This is a genomic window from Oleiphilus sp. HI0132 (genome assembly GCF_001635845.1).
On sequence record NZ_LWGJ01000682.1, the window covers coordinates 1 to 12,245 of the forward strand.

Genomic DNA, 12,245 nt, shown 5'->3' on the forward strand with positions numbered 1-12,245 from the left:
AATTAGCAGATTAAATTGACGGGTGATAAATATGTTCGCAACTAACAACGAAGTACAAATGGTGGAAAAGACTGAAACATCAAATGTTGTAAATATCCGTAGCGCACGTAAAGCACAAGAAAAAGCACAGCAAGAGTTATTAGATTATATGATGTGGACAATGAAGCACGATATGGATCCACACCGGTTGCATGATGACCCAATCGAAGTGTTTCGTGAGGAAATGAAAGCAAAAATGAAATCAGCGCAAGACGTAGCCTAAGCTGCTAGCTGTAGTTACGGAGTATAAATAGAAGCGCAGTCAACGCGACAATATAATAAACTGATTTGGCCTGAGTTGGTTTATCTATAAAAGGGAAGCATAGAGCTTCCCTTTTTTTGTGTCTTAGCTTCATAATATATCGATGACAGAAGATCTATTTGAAACTAGTGCTCACGCTTACCCCGAAGCAATTGATATTGGCTTAGATGGTGGGGCCTTAAGTTATTACCGTCACTTTTATTCTCGCAGTGAAGCTGACAGCTTATTTAAGTCTTTGCTTTGCGATATCGAATGGCAGCAAGAGTATATTCAAATGTATGGTGTCGAGCGCCCAATACCGCGGCTCAGTGCATGGTATGGTGATCCTAACATCTCTTACAGCTATTCTGGGATCGCTGCAAAGCCGAAAAACTGGACGCCCTTATTGCAAAATATAAAGATCTTGGTAGAGCAGCGTACGGGTGAAATATTCAATGGTGTCTTGGTCAACCGCTACCGTAATGGTCAAGACAGCGTATCCTGGCATAGTGATGACGAATCAAGCTTAGGCCCTGACCCGATTATCGCTTCACTTAGCTTTGGTCAAAGTCGCTACTTCCAGCTAAAACACAAAAGGAAAGAGGGAGAAAAATATCAGCTGGAGCTTGAGCACGGTTCTTTATTGCTAATGAAATCCGGCGTGCAAAAGAATTGGTTACACCAGGCGCCAAAAACTCGACGCGAGGTTGCAGAGCGAATTAATCTAACTTTCCGACGAATTATGTAAGGGGCGTGTCTTTATTTGGAAACAGCAATAGAGCCTTTTCCGACGCCTTCGTAGGCATTGACGCGATAATGGTTGGCGGGCTTCATTTCTTTACAGCGTAGGGCGACATGTTGAGCAATTAACTCAACAGTTGAGTCGCTATCAATTAAGTAGACACGTTTGGCAGGGAGCGTAACACTAAACTTACCTTGTTGTGCTCTATAGGCAAACGTTACGTGCGCTTTACCGTCAATATCAAACTCCTCGACAATATCTTCTTGCGTACCTATATAAATATTTCGGAAGCAAGCCGCCCAATAGTCTTCTAAGTCGAAATTTCGTTGGTGGTTTTCAAATATCTCAATTTTTGAACGGTGACCGTGAACGATTCTCTGGCAGTTGCCGTCATGTTTTTTGAGGCCGTGGCTATAGTGGTAATAAGCACCGTCAATGTGCTCCTCACTAAGAGAAAGTTCGACCTTACTGACATTGTCAGGAAGGGCATTAAGAATTATTGTTTCGAGATAAGCTGCAACGGTTTTAGTATTGATGGTTTTTACATCAAGTACTAGCACCGCTGATTCCGGGGATATGTGTTGATAAGACCCCATGACGTTTTTCCAATTTAGCTCACACACACCTTTATCTTGTTTTACTTCAAGGTTTTTGGCTTGTGCTGATATCACAAAGCGGTGATCGAGTTCTTCATCGATTATTTGCTTAATCTGCTTTTTTACATGACCGAAGTCAAAGACCATTCCCTGATCATCCAGCTCACCACTAAGCACTATGTCCACGATCCAGCTTTCACCGAGTATCCCGCGTTGAAAGTCATAGTAAGAGAAATCGATAACACTGAGGTTGTTAACAAACAGCTGGTTCATAAGTTTTCCTGAATGAAAGCAGGGGAGTCCCGACCTATCGCGTAATGATATCAAAGGATAGGTAGGGATTCCCCGACATTTTACAGTTTTTTTCCTTTTCTTGGTTTTTTGTAACATATTGAATACTTAACTTGTTAAATCAGGTATTTAGATTAGCCTTAATAGACACTAGTTAACTAAAGTTCCTATTAATATCGGTTTTCATGGCAGAATTTTCCGTATCCATCAAGCTTAAGACCCAGTTGCTGCAGGCGTTAGCCCAGCAGGTTGCCGTGTCGTTTAATGACGGCATTGGAAAAGCGATTCACGCTACCTTAGCTCAGTTATATAAGAAACTAGAGGATGCTGAGGATTGGCTGCGAGCGGATTTTTCTTTAGCCATTAATCTTCTAGAAGCAAATAGTGAATGGTTTGCTGCACAGGTTGCAAACAATGCTATTGGCGCTCTGAAGGAGGTTGAGCAGAGTTTATCAAATGAAGAGGTGCTCAGTGATGAACTAGAGCAAGTGAAAACTGATACACAAAAGCCGCATGGTGGCGATAAGCTTGACCTTGACTCACTTAGTCTTGTCTCCAAAGATGACTTTGAAGATTGGCTTAGTGCCAATATGGGTATCAAGTACCTAGAAGCTGAACTTGGTTACGAGCTTCATGAGGTTTGTTTAATTGTTTCGTACCTGTTTGGAGAAACAATTGGAAAGGAAGATTGTCCTCTGGCACCCCATGCAATTTTCAGCACCTTAAAAACAGCTATCGAGCAACTAGAAATCCCGGCGGCTCCCCAGATTGTCATCTATAAAGCGCTGTCTCGTAGCTTTCTTGAAGACTTAAGAGAGTCATATCTTGAGATAATCGGCACTGTTAAAAAAGTCCAAGTTAATTACAAGCCTAAGCAAACTCAAGAGCCGTTAACAAAGACAGAAAGTGAAGCAGATGCCGCACAAGAAGCCAGTTCAGCCGAAGAGACAGTAAATCACAATGTTGAAGGGCTGAGTGATGCACCAGTTATTGGAGGGGGCTCTTCAGCCGCGTCTATCCTTGAAAATAGCCACCAATATAAAGCTCAAGAAAACAGCACATTAGATACTTTGTCACGTCTGCACACCTCCTCTACTAGTGGGGGGCAATTGGGCTTAGCTTCTGCTGGGGAAGAAATCGATGCAAACTCGCAAAGTATACCTGTAGGTCAATACGCGCCTGCTCAGTTAGTTGGTGCAATTAGCCAATTACAGCAAGTTAGAGATGATACCGAGCTAATCGAACGTAAGAAGTTACGTACTTGGATTGAAAGTGGTCTAAGTGAAATGCCGGGCGGTGCCAAGAATATTGGCCAGCAAGAATCCGAGCTAATCGATGTGACGGATCGCTTTTTCGAAGTCATTGTCGAGAAAATCGGTGTCAGTGGTTTGCTCGAGCGTTGGTTAGAAAAACTTAAACTCACTATTCTTAAGGTAGTTCTTCGAGATAAAACTTTCTTCTCTAATGCTTCGCATCCAGCGCGTCAATTGTTGAATAAACTAGCCAAGCTTTCAGCGAGCGAGAAGTCTGATAAGAAACGACTAGAGAAAGTTTTGGATCGCTATATCGGTAAGGTTGTAAGTGACTTTGACCATGATGATCAAGCGATAGAAAAAGTTGTAAAAGAGCTAGATGATTTATTAGAACGCCAAGCAATCGCGCAAAAACGTAATTCGGATCGCATTGCTCGGGCCTATGAGGGAAAGCAAAAGGTAGCAAGTGCTCGTCATAAAGTTGTAACAGACCTTAATGAACTTTTGCAGGGACAGTCAGTTCCGGTTGTACTGATGGAGCTTCTTGATAAAGCCGGGTGGCGTGAGCATTTGGCCTTAGTCGCTGTTCGCGATGGCGAAACAAGTGAAGGCTATACCGAAGCATTAAATGTTGTAGATGTACTTTTATCGTGGTTGGGTGAAGAGGTTGATGATAGTGACCAATGGGCCGTTGAACTAGAAATGGAGTTGGAAGCGCCTTCTATATTAGAACTAATCACAAAAGAGTTAACAATTGTTGGGCCTGTTGGATATGAGACGGTATTGCAGCGACTGGAAGATTGTTTGTTCCATGATGTTGATCCGCTGCTCGTCAAGATTGATCGATACGAATGGCCTTACGAGAAAACTGAAAAAGAGATTAAAGACCTGCGTCCAGATCAGGGTCAGGACCCACAAGCTTCTCATTGGCATAAGCGCGTAGTGACGATGAAAGTTGGTGAATGGGTTGAAATAAAAGATGATCAAGGGCGTGCCAGATGCTTGCGCCTCGCCTGGTCAGGAAGTGAGTCTTTCCGGTTCGTATTTGTTGATAGCCAAGGCATGAAAGATGAAGGTATGCCTTTGGATAAGTTGGTCGAACTGTTTAAAGCTAATAAAGCAAGCTTTGTTGATAACGATGAAGTGCCCTTGGTTGACCAAGGCTTACATCAAATGGTTCAGTCTGTTTACGAAGAACTTGCTAGCCAGTCTAGTTGTGATGTATTGACAGGTTTACTTAATCGTCAGGCATTTGAACGCGGCTTAGAACAAAGTATTTCCGGTGCTGTTACTAATCAAAGTAAAGCGACTTTGATTTATATCGATGTCGATAAGTTCAATTTAACCAATACCAGCTATGGGCATCATGCTGGTGATGCTTTATTGAAGCATGTTGCTCAGACCATTAAAGCACAAGGCCTGGAAGATGCATTTTGCGGGCGTTTGGGTGGTAATGAATTTGGTATGATTTTGGTCAATTGTTCGCTTGAAACGACAAACGATGTAGCAGAAAATATTTGTAAAGAAGTCAGTTCGCAAAGCTTTACTTGGGAAGACCATGCTATCAATACGACGGTGAGTATTGGTGTTGCCGATTTTGAAGTTGAAATTGACTCCTACGACACCTTGATGCGAAAAGCGGGTGTCGCATGCGACTCTGCTAAAGAGCATGGGCGAAATCGCGTTGTACTGTATGAAGCGCTAGACAAAGACCAGCACAAGCGTGATCAGATGTTGGAGTGGGTTCAAAAGCTTGATCAGGATCTCGATGAATTGCTGACACTTCGCTGTCAGGAAATTCGTCCGATCACCACCGACCCCAATGCCAAGCCTCATTACGAAATTCTTTTGGGTGTTAGGGATAATGGTCAGGTATTGCCGCCTGTTATGTTGATCGAAGCAGCAGAACACTTTGGACGAATGGCGATGGTTGACCGCTGGGTGATACAGAACGTATTGCGTTGGATGGAGACACATGAAGAGTCTGTTGCTAAATCTGATGGCTTCTCAATTAATTTGTCTGGCAACTCTTTAAGTGATGATTCATTCCTTGAGTTTATACTAGGGCAGTTTGCAGCTAGCACGATTCCTCCGGAAATGATTTGTTTTGAGATTACTGAAACTGCAGCCATTACAAATCTGGCTGATGCGATCGAATTTATACGGGTACTAAAGCAGACTGGATGTAAGTTCTCACTAGATGACTTCGGTTCAGGTCTTTCGTCCTATGCTTACATTCAAAAACTTCCTGTTGATTTTATTAAAATCGACGGTGTGTTTATCGGCAATATCGCTAACAACGAACGTGACCAGGCTTTGGTCAAATCAATTAATGAGTTAGCTCACTTTATGGGTATGAAAACAGTTGCTGAATATGTAGAAAACTATGAAATTCTGAATGTTCTAAGAACTATTGGTGTTGACCACTCTCAAGGCTTTGGAATTAAAAAACCTGGTTTATTAGAAGAGTTAGCTTAAGTATAAGGCTTTGTGCTTGGAATACTTCAGCTATTCAGTACTTGTGAGTAGGCTGTGTAAACTCGCTTTTGGATCTCGATATTTTCGTCTTTTAGTCTCTCATCCAGTCGCTTGGCCGATTGGTTAATCTCTTGTTTAGAAAAGTTGCTAGGAATTGAGTGAGTCGCGTGGATTCGCTTGTAACTGGCGTAGTTCACTGGAAAGGGGCGGTAGGCTTTCTGAATCCCTTCATCAATAAGGTTAGCGACATCTTTATGGTCGTGTGTTTCAGAGATGCTTAGTGTATTTCCGAAGTCGATATGGATTTTACCCTTTTCTTCGCTCAGGCCTTTCTTACAAGAGATGAAATCATCAAACCGGTCTTTCTGATAGTCTGAGTTGTTTTCAGAGTTTATCAGTTCGTGAGCTTTGTCAATGTCACAAGGATCCCACTCGTAAGAGAAGCAGACAGGTACAATATTCAATGCGTTCATGTAATCGCTAAATGGTCGTTCCTTGGGCTTCGCTAAGATAAGCATTTTTATCAGGGCGGGGTTAGTTTTGTCTATATTGTCTTTTGCCCGGCCTTCCTTTTGCGCGATCCAAACGTTACCTTGCTGTGTAAAATGTAAATAACGAATGTACTCAGATTGTGTTTTCATCGCTTTAAGCATTGCTCTAGGAGACTTCAGAGATCTGAAGACCTTAAAGCAGCGGTTGAGTAAGGCAAGGTCGTTAGCAGCTGGGTGTTGAAGTAGGTTGTCACCGATAGCGCAATTTGAGGTAGAGAAGCCATATTCCCTTAGCGCTTTATTAAGGATGAGTGGATCCATCACGATGTCTCGGTGGTTCGAGATAAAAACATAGGGCGTCGCAGGGTCTAGTTCATCAAGACCGGAAACGCTCAAATCATCATAGCTTGTTTCTATGTAGGGGAATATAGACTCTGCCACCCAGGCTTGAAAGGCATCAATCGAGTGAATATCAGCTAAACGCTCAAATTGAATCGGCGCTTGATTTTCGTCTGACTTGAATAGGCTCTTGATCACGGAAATAAGTTCTTTATCGCTCAGTAGTGCGCGCAATACTTGATTGACTTGCTTGTCCTCATAGCACTGAATTTCTTTAAAGCTTTCTTGCCATGCTATATTGAAAGAGACTGCTTTAAGACTTTGCGACATGATTACCCGTAACGAATTGAAGATTGAGGTTTGAGTATAAACAAAAATGACGATTTCTTCGCGCCGATTATAATGAATTAAGTCTAGCTTCTGGCCATATATGCTGCCAGCGGCCAAAAACAACATTCGACTGGCCTGATAGAAGAGCTAATAATTTAAATATTGAGCAGAGGTAACTGTGAGAAAGTTTTTACTTGTTCAGTTTGCTAAGCGTCCTTTGTTGGGGCATGTAAAAACTCGTATTGCGAAAGTCTTGGGTGAGGAGGCTGCGCTATCTATTCATATGGAGCTTGTTGCAGATATTGCTTTAAGATTTAGTCAGTGTATCGCTTGTGACTATCAGTTATGGTTTGATCAAAAGAGTGCTTCGTTTGACTCGCTTGAAGCAGAATCTATAAATGCCCATAAAAAGCTTAAGGCACTAATTGCAGAAGAAGGTTTAGACTGCCACGAACAGCGAGGGGAAAATCTTGGTGAGCGAATGTGCGATACCCTTGAGCGTAGTTTAGTTGATTATCAGAGCGTTGCGATTATTGGCAGTGATTGTCCGAATGTCACTGTATCTGACCTGAAAGTTGTAAAAGATTCATTAAGTGAGCATGACGTGGCGATCATACCCGCAGAAGATGGTGGTTATGTATTACTAGCCTTACGCAGAGAAGCTCTGGCCCGAGTTAATGGTAATTGGCTCGATGGTGTTGAGTGGGGGAGTGATAAGGCGCTGGAGCAAACGCTTAGTTGCTGCAGTCGGATAGGACTAAGCTATCAAGTGCTTCCTGACTCGTGGGACGTTGACGAAGTGGCTGACTATGAGCGTTGGAAGGAAGTTATAGCTCAAACTTAGCGCATGATCTTGGCCAAGTTTGAGCTGAATATTGCTAGCGTTTTGCTAAATAAATTGAGTAGTCATGATTTATTTGCTTGGTTTTTGCTATTTTCAGTAAATTCTTTTTCGCCAAAGCGGTTGAAACGGCTTTCCCGTAGTGGTTTAGCACTTTACTTAGCTGCCAGTGAGAACTGCTGCTAAGTTCGATAGCAGTATTCAGCACAGGCTTCTGGTCATTGCTCCCAAACCATGCTTGGCGACATCCATCAATGGAATAGAAATATTCTTCGTTGATCAAACCTTCCCAATAAGCACTGTATTTGTCAGCGAGAATGGTGGATCTTAGAGCTCTGATATTTGCGCTGGTATTACGAAGGCCTTGCTTGGCAACCAGTGTTTCAATATCGGTACTCGCGTTATCGGGAGACTCACACAGCTTTATATTGAGAATGCCATTGGTACAAAGCTGACGCTTAACTAATTCAACGAATTCCGCATCAACTACCGGTGCTTCGGCCGAGATCGATGCAAAATGTATTTGGTTCCCATCTTCAAGAAAACGCTTTGCCAATGACTGTGGCCAAAACACTATATTAGATAAGCCTTTTTGATGGGCTTTTAGATGACACTCAGCTAGGTTCTCTAGACTATTTTCAAGGGCGAGGACATCAACATCGTTGAAGTGATTAGCATACTCAAGCGCACGTTGAGAAGCATTGGTGCCTGCAACTAATAGCAGTAAGCGTTCTGGCAGTTCCGATTCTGGCAGCTGGAAGTTATTGATTAGTTCCTGCTTCAAGGACTGCTGATTAAAAAAGTCGATTGTTTGCCGCCTTGGAAATGGCCCCGGTAAGTCATCTTTACTAGTTAGCAGTTCACTTTTCTTTTCTGGGAACTGCTGCTTGAAAGATTCACGCTCAGCTCGACGATATAGGGATGACTCCATTAAGGGTAATAATGCCGATGGCCACTGATCTAGTTCCAGCGCTGTTAAGTTAACTGCATAAGTCTGAGAGAAGAATGCCTTATACATACCCACAACAATCAATGCGCCGGCTACCTCATCAACTTCCCATTGGTGTTGGAGGGTATGTTGAAGAGATTGATCAATTAGCTCGACTTTTTCCTCTTCAACTTCATCAACGATTAAAGCGAAGTTAGTACGCTCCGCATAAACAGCAATCGCGATAGCTAGCACTTGTAGATCATCCCGAAGGGTGCCTGACTCAACGCACTCTAGCAAAATGCTTTGGCGCAATAGCGTTATAAATTCTTCAACATGCGGATCAGGTAAAATGCAGTTTAGTAAGGAGTAATACACTAAGGGGTCTTTTGCGACTTCAAGCATTTCAATCGTCGCATTTGGATTACTTAAATCATATTTTTTGACTAGCAATGCCGCAGCGAATCCGGCAAGTTTATCTAAAGCCAGTTCGCTCTTTGACAGAAGCAAAAACAAATCAGCTTCAAGCTGAGTGTTGTAAGATTCTATCTTTATATGAGGGCAGCAGTTAAGCATGCCATGCAAGATCGTAATGTCATCATAGCCATGATTGATTAAAGATCGATAATGGAGGTAAGCGACATCGAAGTGGCCAAGCGCATGATGAGCTCTGGCCATACCTAGAAATGCGTTCTTATTGCCATTATCAATTGAAAGTGCTTTTTCGAACTGTCTGATTGCTAACTCAGGCTCTTCAGAAATTATATGTAGATAACCTAGATTCGTCAGGTATTGTGTATTTTCAGGCGAGTGCTCTAAGCACTTATCAAATAGTTCTTTTGCGGCAGAAACATTCCCTCTATCAAGCTCTATGCGGCCAAGTAGGTTCATTGCCGGCGCGTTGTTCGGGTCGAAGTTGATGACTTCAGTAATCAGCTTGAAAGCTTTGTCCAAAGAAACCTTCTTGTCTTCAACAGCAGTATCGGTGCTGTTATACATTTTGTAGAGGTCATTCGCATGGATAAGCAGGCGTGCAATATCAGAACGTTCACAATCGCTGAATTCATTTACGATTGGTTGGAGCTTAGGAGTAGTAGGACTCATATTAGGTAAACCTCTTCCGCTTTTTTGTATTATCTAAGGTAGTGTCTAGTACTAAGCGAAGAGCGTGCCAGAAAAGATTGGTTTTCTAGGTGATATACAAGAAAAAAGCCGGCTAGGCCGGCTTGGAGAATAGATAGTAGTACTGTTTTTATTTTAATATTTTTAAGTCAGGTTTAACCCTGTAACAGTTGGAGTACCTGCTGTGGTTGTCCATTCGCCTGAGACAGGATCGAAAGACCCGCACTTTGTAATACCTGTGATCTAGACAGCTCAGCTGTTTCTGCGGCGAAGTCAGCGTCTCTGATTCGTGAGCTGGCTTCCGTAAAGTTTTCAGCTGCAATCGCTTGGTTCGTGATGGTGGATTCAAATCGGTTTTGAATCGCACCGAGGTTTGCACGTTGGAAGTTTATCGTTGTCAGTGCATTGTCGACAGCAGCCAAAGCTAAAATTGCGCCATCTGATGTTGATATATCAATGTCTTGTACTAGCTGTCCACTTTCGGCTGCGCCGTAGGTGCCGATTTCAAAGCCAGCTTTCTCAATGTCGCCTGTAATTGAGTCTAGCTCGATCTTACCAGCTGATTGCAGAGAAATTGATGCCCTATATTCGGTGCTAGCTGTTAGGCCGATGTTGGCAGGAGTGATACCTGTGAAAGCTCCAACGTCAATGTTTCTTCCATCATCGGCAATCAAGCGGAACTCTGAACCTAAAGCTTCCGCTCGAATACCTGTTTGGCCGGCCTTGTTGTTTATGGCTGAAATAATGGTGTTTTGTTTGTCTGCAACGGTATTTGTATCACTTGTCGAGATCTCAATGGTAACACCGTTTAACAGGAAGCTTCCAGACTCGCCAATACCGACACCAGGAGCTGCGATTGCTGTGGAATTAACCAACGTAGAGTTTACGGTTGCAGTAACACCTGACTGATCAGATACTAGGTTGATCGCATGCGCTTTTGCGATGGCGCTGGTTTCTGGGTTCGTAGAAGAAGGTGATGCTGTGTCAAAAGCGGCTAGTGTTGGTCCTACAGGGACGCTATTTATAACAAGATCTCCAGTAACAAATGTGGTGTTTGTAACGGCTTGACCAATGGCGCCACTGTTAGTGCCGCTGAATTTGCCAACAGCTAAGCCAGCATTTTCAATATCACCAGTTGTTGTGTCGATTTCAATTGGACCTCCATCGGAAGATACTAAGGAAAATGAGCCAGAGTAAGTTGCCGCACCAGCTAGGCCAACATCATTTAAATCTGTGATGGTTCCGGCTGTTGTTCCTATAGCTAATTCGATGTTCCTGCCATCTTCTGCTGATAACGATATACCAGTGTCTGCGCGACCATTAAAGGCAGCAACTACACCTGTTTGCCCGGATTTTTCGTTAATTGCGTTTGCGATGTTTTGAAGGTTTGCTTCGTCGCTGAGTAAGTCGCTGGCAGCAACATCAATGTCGACACCATTAATGGCAACTTGCCCAGATGATGCAGTGTTGTCGAACGTTCCTTCACCACCGCTTACGCGAGTGCTGCCAACTTTTGCCTCAATGCCTGTAATATCCGCTACCTTATTGATTGCGGCTGCTTTGGCGATTGCGCTCTTGTCTCGGTCTGAGCTAGAGAAGGCATCGTCTACACCGCTAGAAGCACCAACTGCAATACCATTAATAACTAAGTCACCTGCGGCCAATGCTGCAATTGCTTGTGTTGTGCCACCTTGTTGGTCTGAGCTGACGCCGTCAGTTTGTGCTGCGCCAAGCTTGTCAACTGTAGCGCCCTCAATGCTCACGGTAACAGATTCACCTTCATTTGAGCCGATTTGGAATGTGACACCGGAGAAAGACCCATCGAGCAAGTTGGTGCCATTAAAGTTTGTTTGCAGAGACACGCGTTCTATTTCAGCTTTTAATTGTTGAACTTCTTGGTCCAGTGCTTGTCTATCGATTGCACTGTTTGTTCCGTTTGCTGACTGAAGTGCTAGGTCCCTGATACGAAGCAGGTTATTGGTAATTGATCCTAATGCACCTTCAGCTGTTTGAGAAAGTGATACGCCATCGCCCGCGTTTCTTATGGCAACGTTGAGTCCTCTAACTTGTGAGTCAAAGCGTGTTGATATTGCCAAGCCTGCCGCATCATCCTTGGCACTGTTGATACGCAAACCAGATGAAAGACGCTGCAAGGCGGTCTGGTTAGCGGATTGAGAATTGTCCAGGTTGCGTTGTGCATTAATTGACGCGATATTGGTATTGATGATTTGAGGCATTGTATGCTCCTACTTATCTTCTATACCGGTGGACAGCATTCCTAAAGTTTTGGGATGAGTTACTACCGGCTACTAAATTAAAGTTTTTATAAAAGTTGTGATGCGTTAATTGAGCACCACTTTCCTTGCTGTTTGTAAAGCATGCACTGTGCCAGCTTTTGTTTGGGTGTTTTAAGTGTTTGTTAATATAGAAGTTTTTGTGTTTGTGTTAATGTGAGTAGTGTCTTTAAACGATATGTTTGCCGTTTTTTTGGCTAGTGCTTGCCGCAATCTATATAGCTAGTGAAGTAGGAGTGTTTGAGCAAGAAGGGGTTTGT

At 43.2% G+C, this 12,245-nt stretch carries 8 protein-coding genes; 4 read left to right on the forward strand and 4 right to left on the reverse strand.

Features of this window, described 5'->3' with window-relative positions; translation table 11 throughout:
* Window positions 1-31: 31 nt before the first annotated feature.
* Window positions 32-262, forward strand: coding sequence for a hypothetical protein (locus tag A3766_RS08175; protein WP_068510574.1), 231 nt, complete (start codon window positions 32-34; stop codon window positions 260-262).
* 142 nt (window positions 263-404) lie between these two features.
* Window positions 405-1,028: an alpha-ketoglutarate-dependent dioxygenase AlkB gene (locus A3766_RS08180; RefSeq protein ID WP_068510570.1), complete on the forward strand. Its 624-nt coding sequence runs from the start codon at window positions 405-407 to the stop codon at window positions 1,026-1,028.
* A gap of 11 nt (window positions 1,029-1,039) precedes the next feature.
* Here the strand turns inward: A3766_RS08180 and A3766_RS08185 are convergent, their stop codons facing one another.
* Window positions 1,040-1,891, reverse strand: coding sequence for a 6-carboxytetrahydropterin synthase (locus A3766_RS08185; protein WP_068510568.1), 852 nt, complete (start codon window positions 1,889-1,891; stop codon window positions 1,040-1,042).
* A 203-nt stretch (window positions 1,892-2,094) separates the two neighbouring features.
* Here A3766_RS08185 and A3766_RS08190 point away from each other — a divergent pair, with 203 nt between their 5' ends.
* Entirely contained in the window at window positions 2,095-5,640 is a 3,546-nt protein-coding gene (locus A3766_RS08190) for a DUF1631 family protein (RefSeq protein WP_068511672.1), read from the forward strand.
* Between the two features lie 26 nt (window positions 5,641-5,666).
* Here the strand turns inward: A3766_RS08190 and A3766_RS08195 are convergent, their stop codons facing one another.
* Window positions 5,667-6,926, reverse strand: a complete 1,260-nt coding sequence (locus A3766_RS08195; protein WP_068507188.1) for a 1-acyl-sn-glycerol-3-phosphate acyltransferase — start codon at window positions 6,924-6,926, stop codon at window positions 5,667-5,669.
* 52 nt (window positions 6,927-6,978) lie between these two features.
* Here A3766_RS08195 and A3766_RS08200 point away from each other — a divergent pair, with 52 nt between their 5' ends.
* Complete coding sequence (locus A3766_RS08200; RefSeq protein WP_068507183.1) at window positions 6,979-7,644, forward strand: TIGR04282 family arsenosugar biosynthesis glycosyltransferase; 666 nt, start codon at window positions 6,979-6,981, stop codon at window positions 7,642-7,644.
* 34 nt (window positions 7,645-7,678) lie between these two features.
* Here the strand turns inward: A3766_RS08200 and A3766_RS08205 are convergent, their stop codons facing one another.
* A complete protein-coding gene (locus A3766_RS08205; RefSeq protein ID WP_068507180.1) occupies window positions 7,679-9,673 on the reverse strand; it encodes a M48 family metallopeptidase in 1,995 nt (664 codons plus the stop codon).
* Between the two features lie 173 nt (window positions 9,674-9,846).
* On the reverse strand, window positions 9,847-11,928 hold the full coding sequence (locus A3766_RS08210) for a flagellin (protein ID WP_068507177.1): 2,082 nt from the start codon (window positions 11,926-11,928) through the stop codon (window positions 9,847-9,849).
* Window positions 11,929-12,245: the final 317 nt, after the last annotated feature.

Excerpts from the sequence above, each read along its gene's own strand:
- A3766_RS08175 (WP_068510574.1), top strand. The coding sequence starts at position 32 with ATGTTCGCAACTAACAACGAAGTACAAATGGTGGAAAAGACTGAAACA.
- A3766_RS08180 (WP_068510570.1), top strand. The coding sequence starts at position 405 with ATGACAGAAGATCTATTTGAAACTAGTGCTCACGCTTACCCCGAAGCA.
- A3766_RS08185 (WP_068510568.1), bottom strand. The coding sequence starts at position 1,891 with ATGAACCAGCTGTTTGTTAACAACCTCAGTGTTATCGATTTCTCTTAC.
- A3766_RS08190 (WP_068511672.1), top strand. The coding sequence starts at position 2,095 with ATGGCAGAATTTTCCGTATCCATCAAGCTTAAGACCCAGTTGCTGCAG.
- A3766_RS08195 (WP_068507188.1), bottom strand. The coding sequence starts at position 6,926 with ATGTTGTTTTTGGCCGCTGGCAGCATATATGGCCAGAAGCTAGACTTA.
- A3766_RS08205 (WP_068507180.1), bottom strand. The coding sequence starts at position 9,673 with ATGAGTCCTACTACTCCTAAGCTCCAACCAATCGTAAATGAATTCAGC.
- A3766_RS08210 (WP_068507177.1), bottom strand. The coding sequence starts at position 11,928 with ATGCCTCAAATCATCAATACCAATATCGCGTCAATTAATGCACAACGC.